Source organism: Pseudomonas sp. SWRI81 (assembly GCF_014268545.1).
GTDB classification, from domain to species: domain Bacteria; phylum Pseudomonadota; class Gammaproteobacteria; order Pseudomonadales; family Pseudomonadaceae; genus Aquipseudomonas; species Aquipseudomonas hamedanensis.
The window spans coordinates 106,853-120,744 of the sequence record NZ_JABWQS010000006.1; the positions used below are offsets into that span (position 1 = coordinate 106,853).

11 protein-coding genes are annotated in these 13,892 nt (G+C 61.7%); 6 read left to right on the forward strand and 5 right to left on the reverse strand.

Annotated features, from left to right (window positions below):
• Positions 1–75 precede the first annotated feature (75 nt).
• On the forward strand, positions 76–645 hold the full coding sequence (gene nudE, locus HU765_RS06105; protein ID WP_186548521.1) for an ADP compounds hydrolase NudE: 570 nt from the start codon (positions 76–78) through the stop codon (positions 643–645).
• 7 nt (positions 646–652) lie between these two features.
• A complete protein-coding gene (gene cysQ / locus HU765_RS06110) occupies positions 653–1,480 on the forward strand; it encodes a 3'(2'),5'-bisphosphate nucleotidase CysQ (RefSeq protein ID WP_186619412.1) in 828 nt (275 codons plus the stop codon).
• A gap of 50 nt (positions 1,481–1,530) precedes the next feature.
• Here the strand turns inward: cysQ and HU765_RS06115 are convergent, their stop codons facing one another.
• The 4 genes from HU765_RS06115 to rfbC are packed head-to-tail and all read right to left on the reverse strand — an operon-like array spanning position 1,531 to position 5,761.
• On the reverse strand, positions 1,531–1,986 hold the full coding sequence (locus HU765_RS06115; RefSeq protein WP_186619413.1) for a YiiD C-terminal domain-containing protein: 456 nt from the start codon (positions 1,984–1,986) through the stop codon (positions 1,531–1,533).
• Entirely contained in the window at positions 1,983–3,368 is a 1,386-nt protein-coding gene (locus HU765_RS06120; RefSeq protein WP_186619414.1) for a sigma-54 dependent transcriptional regulator, read from the reverse strand. The genes HU765_RS06115 and HU765_RS06120 overlap by 4 nt, the downstream gene beginning before the upstream one ends.
• Entirely contained in the window at positions 3,365–5,173 is a 1,809-nt protein-coding gene (locus HU765_RS06125; protein ID WP_186619415.1) for an ATP-binding protein, read from the reverse strand. Before HU765_RS06125 ends, HU765_RS06120 begins: the two co-directional genes overlap by 4 nt.
• A gap of 42 nt (positions 5,174–5,215) precedes the next feature.
• Positions 5,216–5,761 (reverse strand): dTDP-4-dehydrorhamnose 3,5-epimerase, encoded by a 546-nt coding sequence (gene rfbC, locus HU765_RS06130; protein WP_186619416.1) that lies wholly within the window; start codon positions 5,759–5,761, stop codon positions 5,216–5,218.
• A gap of 162 nt (positions 5,762–5,923) precedes the next feature.
• On the opposite strand from rfbC, the gene HU765_RS06135 reads away from it, so the two are divergent.
• The 4 genes from HU765_RS06135 to HU765_RS06150 all read left to right on the forward strand — a co-directional run bounded on the left by HU765_RS06135 (position 5,924) and on the right by HU765_RS06150 (position 11,583).
• Entirely contained in the window at positions 5,924–8,836 is a 2,913-nt protein-coding gene (locus HU765_RS06135) for an aminotransferase (RefSeq protein ID WP_186619417.1), read from the forward strand.
• A 303-nt stretch (positions 8,837–9,139) separates the two neighbouring features.
• On the forward strand, positions 9,140–10,018 hold the full coding sequence (gene aguB / locus HU765_RS06140) for an N-carbamoylputrescine amidase (protein WP_186619418.1): 879 nt from the start codon (positions 9,140–9,142) through the stop codon (positions 10,016–10,018).
• On the forward strand, positions 10,018–11,124 hold the full coding sequence (gene aguA / locus HU765_RS06145) for an agmatine deiminase (protein ID WP_186619419.1): 1,107 nt from the start codon (positions 10,018–10,020) through the stop codon (positions 11,122–11,124). The genes aguB and aguA overlap by 1 nt, the downstream gene beginning before the upstream one ends.
• Before the next feature lie 246 nt (positions 11,125–11,370).
• Positions 11,371–11,583, forward strand: a complete 213-nt coding sequence (locus HU765_RS06150) for a hypothetical protein (RefSeq protein WP_186548505.1) — start codon at positions 11,371–11,373, stop codon at positions 11,581–11,583.
• A 185-nt stretch (positions 11,584–11,768) separates the two neighbouring features.
• Here the strand turns inward: HU765_RS06150 and HU765_RS06155 are convergent, their stop codons facing one another.
• The gene (locus tag HU765_RS06155; protein WP_186619420.1) at positions 11,769–13,862 is read right to left on the reverse strand and encodes a TonB-dependent siderophore receptor; all 2,094 of its coding nucleotides are present in this window, start codon (positions 13,860–13,862) and stop codon (positions 11,769–11,771) included.
• Positions 13,863–13,892: the final 30 nt, after the last annotated feature.

Sequence of the window (13,892 nt, forward strand, 5' to 3'; positions counted from 1 at the left end):
ACAGTAGAAAGATATCCGACGCAAACAATCGGGAAAGCCGCGTTATAGTAGCGCGTTCACGCCAAGGAGCTTTGCATGCGCCAGAAACCCACCGTACTTGCCCGCGAGATTGTCGCCACCAGCCGCCTGTTTTGTGTCGAAGAGCTGAAGTTGCGTTTTTCCAATGGCGTAGAGCGCACTTACGAGCGCCTGGTCGGCAAAAGTGCAGGTTATGGCGCGGTGATGATTGTGGCGATGCTCGACGCCGAACATGCGGTGTTGATCGAGGAATATTGCGGCGGCACGGACGAATACGAACTGTCGCTGCCCAAGGGCCTGATCGAGCCGGGCGAAGACGTGCTGGCGGCGGCTGAGCGCGAACTCAAGGAAGAGGCCGGTTTTGGCGCGCGGCAATTGGAGCATCTGACCGAGCTGTCGCTGTCGCCCGGTTACATGAGCCAGAAGATCCAGGTGGTGCTGGCGACCGATCTCTACGAAGAGCGGCTGGAGGGCGACGAGCCGGAGCCGATGCGGGTCGACAAGGTCAATCTGCGCGAATTGTCGGCGCTGGCGCTCAACCCGCAGTTTTCCGAAGGGCGCGCGCTGGCGGCGCTTTATTTGACCCGCGATCTGCTGAGCCAGCGCGGGGTGTTCAATTATGAGTGAGGCGTCGATGAATTTCCCCCATCCTCTGATGGCACCCGTGGTGCAACTGGCCTTGCAGGCCGGCGAGGCGATTTTGCCGTTCTGGCGCGCCGGTGTTGAAGTGACGGCCAAGGCCGATGATTCGCCGGTGACGGCTGCCGACATGGCTGCGCATCACATCATCGTCGCCGGCCTGACAGCGCTGGATCCGAGTATTGCGGTGTTATCCGAAGAAGACGCCAATATCCCGCAAAGCGTTCGCGCCGGATGGCAGCGCTGGTGGCTGGTCGATCCGCTGGACGGCACCAAGGAATTCATCAGCGGCAGCGAAGAATTCACCGTCAACATCGCGCTGATCGAAAATGGCCGGGTGGTGTTTGGCGTGGTGACGATGCCGACCAGCGATCGTTTTTACGTCGGCGGTGCCGGGCTCGGTGCCTGGCGTGGCGACAAGGGCGCCACGCCAGTCGCGATCCAGGTGCGCGATGTCCCGGGGCCGGGAGAAGCGTTCACAGTGGTCGCCAGCCGCCGGCATTCCAGTCCCGAGCAAGAGCGTCTGCTGGCGGGGTTGAGCGCAAGTCTCGGTGAGCTGCAACTGGCGAATATCGGCAGCTCGTTGAAGTTTTGTCTGCTCGCCGAAGGGGCTGCCGATTGTTATCCGCGACTGGCGCCGACCTCGCAGTGGGACACGGCGGCGGCGCAGGGCGTGCTGGAAGGGGCGGGTGGCGAGGTGCTGGATCTGAACGGTGAAGCGTTTTGTTATCCGGCACGGGAATCGCTGTTGAACGAGTTTTTTCTGGCATTGCCGGCGAAGGCTGCATGGCGTGCGCGGTTGTTGGAGCTGGCTCGCTCCTGAGATCAAAAGATCGTCCGAACGCGGCCCGAGCCTTCGGACGATCTTTTGCTTCAACGGTGCAAAACGTACTGCCCGGTAAACCTCACCGCATCGTCTGCACGTCCAGCATTCACAATCCGCGTATCGAGCGTCAACCGCGCCCGGCCATAACGCCGATACATCGCCAGAAACCTTTTCCACACCACAGCATCCGGCGCCGGACAAATCGCCACGGCGTCCCCCGTCACCGGTAGCGGATAACGGATCTGCCCTTCTTGAATCACGATGTGTCCGTCTTCAATCCCTTCTTCTTTCAAGCGCAGATGCAGCCAGCCCCAACCCGCCAGCACCGCGCCGCAGTACAGGCTGCCGCCAAACATGGTGCTCTTGTGATTGACGTTGGGCGCAAGCGGCAGGTGCAGGCTCAATTGCTGCTCACGCCATTCAAGCACCTCAAGACCCATCTCGGCGGTCAGCGGAATGTCGTGATGCAGCACCGTTTGCAGATATTCCCTTTCGCTGCTCATTCGTTGTCTTCCCCGTGGCTGCTGTCGCCAAAATTCAGGCCGTGCTTGCGCAGCTTGTCGTGCAAGGTTTTACGTGGAATACCCAGCGCTTCAGCGAGGCTGCGCACTGAGCTGTGCGAGCGTGCGAGTTCGGCGGCAATCAACGACTTCTCGAAATTTTCCACCTGCTCGCTGAGGCCGCCGTGGATGACCGTGGCGGGTGTGCCGCCAGGGCCTTCGGCAGCGCCGTTGTCCAGCGCCAGTTCCAGGCCGAGGGCAAAGCGCTCCGCAGCGTTCTGCAATTCTCGGACGTTGCCCGGCCAGGTATGGCGCAGCAGCAACGCACGTTGTGCCGGTTGCAGTTCGTGGGGCGGCAAGCCGTGGCGGGCGCTGGCTTCATCGGCGTAATGCTGGAACAGCATCAGCGCGTCTTCGCCACGCTCGCGCAGCGGCGGAATGCGCAGCGGCGCGACGTTGAGGCGGTAATACAAGTCAGCGCGGAAACGGCCTTGATCGGCGGCCTGACGCAGGTCTTCCTTGGTGGCGGCGATGACCCGGATGTCCAGCGGGATCAACTGGTTGCCGCCCAGACGTTCAACTACGCGCTCCTGCAACATGCGCAGCAGCTTGACCTGCACGTCCATGCTCATGCTTTCGATTTCATCGAGAAACAGCGTGCCGCCATTGGCGAATTCGAATTTGCCGATTCGGCGCTTCTGCGCGCCGGTGAATGCGCCGGGCTCGTGGCCGAACAACTCGCTTTCCACCACCGACTCGGCCAGTGCACCGGCGTTGATGGCCACGAACGGGCCGTTGCGGCGGCTCGACAAGTCGTGCAGTGCGCGGGCGACGACCTCTTTGCCGGCGCCGGTTTCGCCGAGAATCAGCACGTCAGCCTTGGTCGCTGCCAGCGCGCCGATCTGCTCGCGCAGGCGCAGCATCGGCGTCGAGTGGCCGACCAGCCGCGCACTCAGTTCGTTGCGATCGCTGAGGGCCAGGCGCAGGCTGCGGTTGTCCAGTACCAGGCGGCGCAGCGACAGGGCGCGGCGCACGCTGTCGAGCAGGGCATCGCTGGCAAACGGTTTTTCCAGAAAGTCGTAAGCGCCGGCGCGCATCGCCTGCACCGCCAATGGCACATCGCCGTGACCGGTGATCAGCAGCACCGGCAACTCAGGATCCTGTGCGTGCAATTCACTGAGCAGTTCGAGGCCGTCCATGCCCGGCATGCGAATGTCGCTGACCACAACGCCCGGCCAGTCACGCTCCAGTTGCCCGGCCAGGCCCTTGGCTTCGGACAGCGGCAGGATTTTCAGACCGGCCAGATCCAGTGTCTGGCCGAGGGCCTGGCGCAGATGCGGATCGTCGTCGATCAGCACCACCTGAATGCGATTATCGATGGTCATGCACTTCGGTCCTCGGACGGTTGCAGACTGACCCCGGGTGCGCCGGCGCGCAGGCGCAGGGTGATCAGGGCGCCGCCTTGTTTGTGGTTGGCGAACGACAGTTCACCGCCAAAGGCGCGCATCAGGGTTTCACAGATGGCCAGGCCCAGACCCAGGCCCTGGGTGCGCGTCTTGGTGGTGTAAAAGGGCTCGCTGGCGCGCCCCAAGGCTTCCATGCAGAACCCCGGGCCGTTATCGCGAATGTACAGATTGACGCCATCGGCGGTGGCTTCGGCACTCAGCCAGAGTTTGCGCGGCGGGCCTTTTTCGGTCAGTGCGTCGAGGGCGTTGGCCAGCAGATTGCCGAGCACCTGGCGCAGACGCGTTTCGCCGGCTTCGACCCAGAGCGTGGCGGCCGGCAGATCGCGGATCAGTTCGACTTCCATGCTGCGCCGACGTTTGGCCAGCAACGCCAGCGCATCGTCCAGCGCCGGTTGCAGGGCGACGCTTTCCGGGGCGTGGCGATCACGGCGGGCGAAAGCGCGCAGGTGAGCAATGATCGAGGCCATGCGCCCGGTCAGTTCGCTGATCAGTTTAAGGTTGCCGCGGGCGTCTTCAGTGCGCTGATGATCAAGCAACACCTCAGCGTTTTCCGCGTAACTGCGAATCGCCGCCAGCGGCTGATTGAGTTCGTGGCTGATGCTCGCGGACATGGTGCCCAGCGCCGACAGTTTGCCGGCCTGAACCAGGTCGTCCTGAGCGCGCACCAGTTCCTGCTGCGCCTGTTCGCGCTCAAGCACTTCCTGTTTCAACCGGCGGTTGAGGCCTTCGAGATCGCTGGTGCGTTCCGCGACCCGGCCTTCCAGTTCGCGGCGGGCCTTGGCTTCAAAGGCGATGCGTTCCAGATAATGGCGGCGACGCTGCATCATCAACCCCACCAGCAGCATCACCACCAGCAGGGTGGCGCCGCCGATCGCGACAACGGTGCGCACCGGCCGGTCGATCAGCGTGCGGGGGGCGAGAATGCTGACGCTCCAGCCGGTTTCGGCGATGTCGTGGGTCTGCGTCAGCCAGGCGTCGGGACTCAGGTTGAGCGGCCGTGGTTCGCGGGTCGGGTAGGGCTGGATTGCGGTGATCGCCGCACGCTCGGCATCGCTCAGCATGCGGGTTGCGCGAAAGCGCCATTCCGGGCGCGAGGTCAGGATGACCACACCGTTGTGGTCGGTGACCAGCAGTTGTTCCGGGGTTTTGCCCCACAGGCTTTCGGTGTGGTCGAGGTCGACCTTGATGACCAGTACGCCGATAATCGTTTCGCCCTTGCGCACAGCCGCGGCGAAGAAGTAGCCGCGTTTGGCCGAGGTGGTGCCGAGCCCGAAAAAGCGCCCCAGGCGCCCGGCCATGGCTTCGCTGAAATACGGTCGGAAGGAGAAGTTGCGGCCGACGAAGCTGTCGCGTTTGTCCCAGTTTGACGCTGCCAGGGTCTTGCCTGAAGTGTCCATCAGGTACATGACTTCGGCGCCGGTCTGCGCCGCGATGTTGTTCAACAGACGATTGGCGTTGCCTTGGGTTACGCCGTCATCAGGCGCTCCGAGTACAGCGCGCAGGGCCGGCAGGTCGCCGAGGATCTGCGGCAACACTTCGTAGCGGTGCAGGGTGCCCAGCAGGTTGGCAACGTAGAGATCGAGGGTCTGGCGGTTCTGGCTGGCCAGTTCGCTGCGGTAATAGCGCTCGGCGAGATGTTCCAGTGGCCACAGCAATGGCGCCAGGCACAGGGCCAGCAGCGCGAGGCTGCGCCAGCGGGGTCTGCGGGGGAGAGTGGGTTTCATAAGCCGGTTGCGCCTGAGGTGACAGGCGCATTATGCCCGGCCTCAAGCGAAGACGTCAGCGTCCTTGAGCAGCGCGGCAGCCGCATCCTTGGCCGACAGCTTCGGCGCTTCGTCCAGTTGCCAGTCGATGCCCAGCGCTGGGTCATCCCAGCGAATGCTGCGCTCGGAAGACGGGTCGTAGTAGTTGGTGGTCTTGTAGAGGAATTCTGCGAACTCGCTCAGGACCACGAAACCATGGGCGAAGCCTTCCGGTATCCACAACTGACGGTGATTCTCAGCGGAAAGACGCACCGCCACCGACTTGCCGAAATGCGGCGAGCTGCGGCGGATGTCCACAGCCACGTCAAGCACTTCACCAACGGTCACACGGACCAGTTTGCCCTGGGTGTTTTGCAGTTGGTAATGCAGGCCACGCAACACGCCTTTTTGCGAACGAGAGTGGTTGTCCTGAACGAATTGGGTGTCCAGACCGGTCGCTTCCTGGAACGCCCTGGCGTTGAAGCTCTCGTAGAAAAAACCGCGCTCGTCGCCGAAAACCTTGGGTTCGATGATCAGAACACCGGGCAAGTCGGTGGTGATTACATTCATGAGGATTTCCATTGATAGGGTGTGAATGGGCGACATTCTTGCGCAAAGTGCTGCGGGGTGCGAGCGTCGGGTGGAAATACCCGGTCTGCACGCGCCTGGGGGTTGCGTAACGACCGAGGCAATGGCGATATAAGCGCCTAATAAAATTTCAGGGGTCGTTTCATGCCGCTCGCCACGTTGATTCATCGCGCCAGTTTGCCAGCTCCTCAGGTTTCAGAGGCCCAGGCGCTGCAATGGCTGCGCGAACATTACGGTCTCAGCGGCACGTTGCAGGCACTGGGCAGCCAGCAGGACCTGAACTATCGCCTCGACAGTGCACGCGGGCGCTTCGTGCTGAAAATCTGTCGTGGCGATTACGCCCTGGTGGAGCTGCAAGCCCAGCATGCCGGCCTCAAGTACCTCGCCGAGCATTCTTCGATCAGGGTGCCCGGCGTGATTACGGCCAATAACGGCGAAGATCTGTTGTCATTGCAAGCCGATGGCGCAGCGGTGCACGTGCGGCTGCTGGAGTACATCGACGGCCAGCCGCTGACCGATTTCAATCATCTGGGCCGTGAGGTGGTAGCCGGTTTTGGCCGGCTCTGCGGCGAGATGGACCTGGCATTGGCAGGCTTTGATCACCCGGGTCTTGAGCGCACCTTGCAATGGGACGCGCGTCACGCCTATGCGTTGATCCAGCATCTGTTGCCAGTGGTCACGGACGCGCAGCAACGCGCATCGATCAGCGCTGCCGCCGAGCAGGCCGAGCGCCGTTTGCAGCCGCTGCTGGACAAACTGCCGGTGCAGGCAATTCACATGGATATCACTGACGACAATGTCGTCTGGCAGCGGGATGCCCAGCGTCATTGGCAGTTGCAGGGAGTGATTGATTTTGGCGATCTGGTGCGCACCTGGCGCATCACGGATTTGTCGGTGACCTGCGCCGCTTTGCTGCATCACGCCGATGGCGATCCGTTTGTGATCCTGCCGGCAGTCAAGGCCTATCACGCGGCCAACCCGTTGCAGTACGAAGAGCTGCAAGCCTTGTGGCCATTGATCGTGGCGCGGGCAGCGGTGCTGGTGCTCAGTGGCGAGCAGCAGGTCAGCATCGATCCTGGCAACACTTACAGTCGTGACAATCTCAGCCACGAATGGGAGATTTTCCGCGTGGCCACTTCCGTGCCGTTGGCGCTGATGGAAGCGGCGATTGTCGACGCCGTCGGTTACGCCTTGCCCGCCATCGACAGCGATGGGTTTGCGCCGCTGCTGCCGAGCCTGGTCGGACGTGAATTCGCTTTGATCGACCTGGGCGTGCTCAGTCCGCATTTCGAGGCTGGCAACTGGGAGCAGGCGGGCATCGATCAGCGCCTGTTGGCTGAAGCGGCCGCTGCCCATGGCCTGGCTGCCAGCCGTTACGGCCAATACCGGTTGTCGCGTACCCGTGCCGACAGCGCTGAGGAGCCGGACACCTTCGCGCTGCATGTCGAATTGCACGTGCCCCATGGCACCGCTGTGGCAGCGCCATTTGCCGGAGTGCTGCAGTCAGCAGGTGACGGCGCGCTGCAACTCAACGGTGCGCAACTGAGCGTTCGTCTGTGGGGCGTCACGACCAATCTGCCCAGCGGCACGGCGCTGGACAAAGGGCAGGCGCTGGGTGAAATCAGCGGGCCCTTGCGCGTGCAATTGTGTCGAGGCGAACACGCCGCTGCGCCGTTGTTCTGCACACCCTCGCGTGCGCCGGCGTGGCAGGCCTTGTGTCCGTCGCCGGCCGCGCTGCTGGGACTGGCCTGCGATGCCGAACCGGAGCTGGACGGAAAAACCCTGCTGGAGCGTCGCGCGGCCAGTTTCGCCCGCACGCAAAAGCACTATTACGCTGACCCGCCGCGCATCGAACGCGGCTGGCGCAATCACCTGATCGATATGCAGGGTCGTTCGTACCTCGACATGCTTAACAACGTCGCGGTGCTCGGTCACGGTCATCCGCGCATGGCCGCGGTCGCGGCGCGTCAGTGGTCGCTGCTAAATACCAACTCGCGTTTCAACTACGCTGCGGTTGCGGAGTTCTCCGAGCGCCTGCTCAAACTGGCGCCGGCGGGCATGGATCGGGTGTTCCTCGTCAACAGCGGCAGCGAGGCCAACGATCTGGCGATTCGCCTGGCGTGGGCCTACAGCGGCGGTCGCGACATCATCAGCGTGCTGGAGGCCTATCACGGCTGGACGGTTGGCGCCGATGCGGTGTCGACATCGATCGCCGACAACCCGAAAGCGCTGGAAAGCCGCCCGGACTGGGTACATCCGGTGACTGCGCCGAATACCTATCGCGGTGAATTCCGTGGCCCGGACTCGGCGCCGGATTACGTGCGCAGCGTCGAGCATCATCTGCACAAGCTCGCTGAACACAAGCGCCAACTGGCCGGCTTCATCTGCGAACCGGTGTATGGCAACGCGGGCGGTATCTCGCTGCCGCCGGGCTACCTGCAACAGGTTTACGCGTTGGTACGTGCGCAGGGCGGCGTGTGCATCGCCGATGAGGTGCAGGTCGGTTACGGGCGCATGGGCAGGTTTTTCTGGGGCTTTGAAGATCAGGGTGTGGTGCCGGACATCATCACCATGGCCAAAGGCATGGGCAACGGCCAGCCTTTGGGTGCGGTGATCACCCGCCGGGAAATCGCCGAGGCGCTGGAAGCCGAGGGTTATTTCTTCTCGTCGGCCGGGGGCAGCCCGGTGAGCTGTCAGATCGGCATGGCGGTGCTGGACGTCATGGAGGAAGAAAAACTCTGGGAAAACGCGCAGGCGGTGGGCGGTCACTTCAAGGCGCGACTCGAGGCCTTGATCGATAAACATCCGCTGGTGGGCGCGGTGCATGGCTCCGGGTTCTACCTCGGCCTTGAATTGGTCTGCAACCGCGAGACGCTGGAGCCGGCGACTGCAGAGACTGCATTGCTGTGTGACCGCCTGCGCGAGCTGGGGATTTTCATGCAGCCGACCGGCGACGACCTGAATATTCTCAAAATCAAACCGCCGATGGTGACGTCGCGCCAGAGTGTGGACTTCTTTGTCGATATGCTGGATCGGGTGCTGGCCGAAGGGCTGTAAACACCGCAAATCCCTTGTGGGAGCGGGCTTGCTCGCGAAAGCTGTATGCCAGTCGCCACATTCAATGACTGACACACCGCATTCGCGAGCAAGCCCGCTCCCACATTTATTTTGTGATGAGTTGTCGATTTTTATCGGCTTAATTTAATTATTTTCAGGCGGAGCGCTCTCGTGGTGCTTCTAAACCAGATATTTATCGGCTATAAAGTCGCCATTGCTCCGGCATGGCGGTTTCATTCCGGTGCGCGCGTTTCCTTTTCGGTCGACTTTCCGACTGTCAAAGCACTTGCCCGGAGATGATTCATGAGCCGTATCGTTACCGTCGCCGCCACGCAGATGGCCTGTTCCTGGGATCTGCACGCCAACCTCGCAACCGCTGAAAGGCTGGTCCGCGAAGCCGCCGCCAAAGGCGCGCAGATCATCCTGATTCAGGAATTGTTCGAGGCGCCGTACTTTTGCCAGAAGCCGAATCCGGATTACTTGCAACTGGCGACCCCGGTCGAGGACAACCCGGCGATCCAGCATTTCCAGGCCATCGCCAAAGAGCTGCAAGTGGTGCTACCGATCAGCTTCTACGAATTGGCCGGGCGCGCGCGTTTCAACAGCATCGCGATCATCGACGCCGACGGCAGCAACCTCGGTATTTATCGTAAAAGCCACATTCCGGACGGCCCGGGTTATCACGAGAAGTATTACTTCAACCCGGGCGACACCGGTTTCAAGGTGTGGAAAACCCGTTACGCGAAAATCGGCGTGGGCATTTGCTGGGATCAGTGGTTTCCGGAAGCGGCGCGCAGCATGGCCCTGCAAGGCGCGGAAATCCTCTTTTACCCAACCGCCATTGGCAGCGAACCGCACGACAAGACCATCTCGTCGCGCGATCACTGGCAGCGTGTGCAGCAGGGCCATGCCGGCGCCAACCTGATGCCGTTGATCGCCAGCAACCGCATCGGCAACGAAGAACAGGATGGCTACGACATCACGTTCTACGGCTCGTCGTTCATCGCCAATCAGTTCGGCGAAAAAGTGCAGGAGCTGAATAAAACCGAAGAAGGTATTCTTGTGCACACGTTCAACCTCGACGAGCTGGAACATATTCGCAGCGCGTGGGGTTCATTCCGCGACCGCCGTCCCAATCTGTACGGCGCGTTGAAAACCCTCGACGGTTCCCTGGAGTCCTGATGACCACATTGAAAAGTACCCCGCGCGCCGACGGCTTCCACATGCCGGCCGAGTGGGCGCCACAGACGCAAACCTGGATGATCTGGCCCGAGCGCCCGGACAACTGGCGCCTGGGCGGCAAACCGGCGCAAGCCGCACACGCGGCGGTGGCCAAGGCCATCGCGCGTTTCGAACCGGTGACCGTTGCGGTCTCCGCCGGCCAATACGAAAACGCCCGTGCGCGCCTCGATCTGCCGAATATTCGTCTGGTCGAGATGTCCAGCGATGACGCCTGGGTCCGTGACAGCGGCCCGACCTTTGTCATCAACAACAGCGGCGAACTGCGCGGTGTGAACTGGGATTTCAACGCCTGGGGCGGCTTCGATGGCGGCCTGTACTCGCCGTGGAACCGCGACTCGCAAGTCGGCGGCAAGATCCTCGAGATCGAGCGCAGCCCGCGTTATCGCACCGAGGGCTTCGTGCTCGAGGGCGGTTCGATTCACGTTGACGGCGAAGGCACGCTGATCACCACCGAAGAATGCCTGCTCAACCGCAATCGCAATCCGCACCTGAGCCGCGAAGAGATCGAAGCGGTGCTCAGCGCCAATCTGGCTGTGGATAAGATCATCTGGTTGCCGGACGGCTTGTTCAACGACGAAACCGACGGCCATGTGGATAACTTCTGCTGCTACGTGCGTCCGGGTGAAGTGCTGCTGGCGTGGACGGACGATCCGCAGGATCCGAACTACCCGCGTTGCCAGGCCGCGATGAAAGTGCTGCAAGGCAGCACCGACGCCAAGGGTCGCCCGTTCACGGTGCATAAAATGCCGATTCCGGGGCCGTTGTACGCGACCGAAGAAGAGTGCGCCGGGGTCGATGCGGTCGAAGGTTCCCAGGAGCGTAACCCGTCCGTGCGCCTGGCCGGTTCCTACGTGAACTTCCTGATCGTCAACGGCGGCATCATCGCGCCAAGCTTCGACGACCCGATGGACGCACCGGCCAGGGAGATTCTGCAGAAGCTGTTCCCGCAGCATGAAGTGGTGATGGTGCCGGGCCGCGAACTGTTACTGGGCGGCGGCAATATTCACTGCCTTACCCAGCAGCAGCCAGCGCCGCACAAAGAGTGAGTTGAGTCGTAACAGCTTGAGTTGGTTAATAAATCGGCCAGGCTAATGATTAGCTCGCTACGCATGAACACAAGCCCGCAGCCCGAAAGGACGGCGGGCTTTTTTGTATCCGCCTGTCGACAGATGCCGAGTCTTGGCATAGCTCTTGTATCGGTTCCAGTGCACTAGGGAGGGAGAGGAACTTCAACAGTTCTGTCATGAATCTTGGATACCGTAGCCGCTCATGAACGGGGAGAGAGCGCTGAAATGAACGCCGAAATGAACGTAGTCAGCGAGCGGACTGTGCATCCCATGGCGGTAAACGGCGAATCGCTGCAGCTGGTCGCGCATTGGTTGAAGTCCAATGGAACGCGTCAGATCAGGGAACCTGATCCGCGCCGGATGATGATCGAGCGCTACCCCGCTGGCCTGTTCAGCGAGGCCGAACTGCAAGCGTTATGGGATGTAATGGAAGGATAAGAACAACAAGGACAGGTCAAAGCGCTGCCGGGATGGCGGCGCTTTTTTATGCAGGACACAAAAACCATTGTGAACATTGAACCTGTGGGGGGGCTTGCTCCCGAATGCGTCGGATCAGTGACAATAATGTCGACTGACTCGGCGCCTTCGGGAGCAAGCCCCCTCCCACAGTTTTTTGCGCTGGCCTAAAAGCTGTAGGTGCCCGTCATCACCACGCTACGCGGCGCTCCCGGCTGAATCTGGAAGGCGCTGGTCGCCGAAGCGTAGTACTCGCGATCGGTAATATTGTTCAGCGCCGCGCGTAAATCCCAGTCTTTCAACCGGTAACCCAGCAGCGCATCCCAACGGCCATAGCCCGGCAACACCACGGTGTTGGCGTTGTCGGCATAGCGCTGGCCGACCAGCGTCAGGCCGGTTTCGCCGTACCAGCCCATTTGCGGTTTCCAGGTGAGAAACAGGCTGCCATTGCGCTTGGCCACGTTGTTGATGCGCTTGCCTTCCAGGCCGTTGTTGTCTTTTTCGATGGTTGCATCCTGCACACCGACGCCGCCACGTAGGTACCAATTGCCGACGATGTTGCCGGTGGCGGTCAGTTCGATCCCGCGTGAGCGTTGCAGACCGGACATTACCGTCAGCGTCGGATCATTCGGATCGGTGGTGCGGCGGTTGTAAAGCTCCAGGTCATAGACCGCCAGCGTGGTGCTGAGGCGATCGTCGAGCCAGTCGCTCTTCACGCCGATTTCTTTCTGCTTGGTCAGCTCGGGGCTCAAGTCGTTGGTATTGCCGGCCGCGCCCGGGGTGATGCCGATCAAACCACCGCCCACCGGCGAAAACGTCTTCGACCACGAGGCATAGAAGGAATGATTCTGCAGGGGCGTCCAGACCAGGCCGACGCGCGGGCTGGTGCTGTGGCTGTCACGGTCTTCGGAAATGTTGCGCAGCTTGTTGGTCGATTCGATGTCGAAGGTGTCGTAGCGCAAACCGCCGAGCAGTTGCCATTGATCGTTCAGGCGTAGCTGATCCTGAACGTACACTGCTCGGCTTTCGACCTCGGTGTGGCTGCTGCTGGAGACTTGCATGCGACCGATGTGGCGCAGGTCGCGGTTGGGGTTGTACAGGTCGAGTGACGGCACGGGCTGCGCGCCGGGCGTCCTGCCGGTGGCGGCGTTGTACAAGGTTGGATCGCGGCGCTGGCTGCCGATTTCAACCCCGGTGAGCAAGCGATGCTCAAGTCCGAACGTATCGAAACCGCCTTCCAGTTCAAGGTTGTTGTAGACGTTGCGGGTGGTCAGGTCCTGCTGCCAGTGCTGGCGCGTGACCTTGTTGGTCGCCGGCGTGTAACCGGTGAGGTAGGTGTTGTCGAAATCACTGTCGAGCTTGAACACGCCGAGGGTCTGGCGCAGTTGCCAGTTATCGTTGATCTCATAGGTGAGTTTCGAGCGCAGCGATTGCGATTTGTCGTCGATGAAGTCGTGGTCGTTGCCGAAGGTCGTGTCACGGCCGACGTCGGCGGGGCGCCCGTTGACCCCGGGAATGCCGCGATCCGGCGTGCGGTTGTAACGGCTGTATTCGTACTGCACCAGCCAGTTCAGGTCGGGCGTCAGTTGCCAACTCATCGACGGCGCGAGCAACTGGCGATTGCCACTAACGCCATCGCGGAAGCTGTTTTCATCCATGTTGCCCAGGTTCAGGCGCAGGCTGATGGTGCCGCTCGGGTCGGTGCTGAGGTCGGCGTAAAGACTGCGCAAATCTTCGCTGCCACCCTGGGCTTCAACAGTGGAGCGGCGCCCGGCTTCCGGCGTTTTGCTCACCCGGTTGACGATCCCGCCCTGACTGCCACGGCCATAAAGCACGGCGGCCGGGCCTTTGAGCACTTCGACGCGTTCGATGTTGTGCAGGTCGCGTTTGTACTGGCTGTCGTCGCGGATGCCGTCCAGATAGAAATCGTTGCTGGCATCGAAACCACGGATGCGCAGGCTGTCGAAGCGGGTGTCGGCGCTGCTGCTGACGTTGGGCATGCCACTCAGGGCGTCGCCGATGTCATTGGTGCCGTAGTTGGCGACGTTGGCGGTCTTGATCGAATCGATTGCCTGCGGCACGTAGCGTACGGGTGTCGAGGTACGGGTCGCGGTGTTGCTGACTTTCACGCGCGGGTCGTCCGCTGCTGCTTCGGCGCTGATCGAGGTGGCGGGCAGTTCGGTCGCCGCGAAGGCAAGACTGCTGGACAAAAAAGCCGAGAGCCCAAGGGTGACGGGCGTAAAACGGAACGGGGCAGGCATCTGAAGCGCATCCGAAAGGGTGGAAGAATT

Coding starts and splice junctions, on each gene's coding strand:
- nudE (WP_186548521.1), top strand. CDS start 76: ATGCGCCAGAAACCCACCGTACTTGCCCGCGAGATTGTCGCCACCAGC.
- cysQ (WP_186619412.1), top strand. CDS start 653: ATGAATTTCCCCCATCCTCTGATGGCACCCGTGGTGCAACTGGCCTTG.
- HU765_RS06115 (WP_186619413.1), bottom strand. CDS start 1,986: ATGAGCAGCGAAAGGGAATATCTGCAAACGGTGCTGCATCACGACATT.
- HU765_RS06120 (WP_186619414.1), bottom strand. CDS start 3,368: ATGACCATCGATAATCGCATTCAGGTGGTGCTGATCGACGACGATCCG.
- HU765_RS06125 (WP_186619415.1), bottom strand. CDS start 5,173: ATGAAACCCACTCTCCCCCGCAGACCCCGCTGGCGCAGCCTCGCGCTG.
- rfbC (WP_186619416.1), bottom strand. CDS start 5,761: ATGAATGTAATCACCACCGACTTGCCCGGTGTTCTGATCATCGAACCC.
- HU765_RS06135 (WP_186619417.1), top strand. CDS start 5,924: ATGCCGCTCGCCACGTTGATTCATCGCGCCAGTTTGCCAGCTCCTCAG.
- aguB (WP_186619418.1), top strand. CDS start 9,140: ATGAGCCGTATCGTTACCGTCGCCGCCACGCAGATGGCCTGTTCCTGG.
- aguA (WP_186619419.1), top strand. CDS start 10,018: ATGACCACATTGAAAAGTACCCCGCGCGCCGACGGCTTCCACATGCCG.
- HU765_RS06150 (WP_186548505.1), top strand. CDS start 11,371: ATGAACGCCGAAATGAACGTAGTCAGCGAGCGGACTGTGCATCCCATG.
- HU765_RS06155 (WP_186619420.1), bottom strand. CDS start 13,862: ATGCCTGCCCCGTTCCGTTTTACGCCCGTCACCCTTGGGCTCTCGGCT.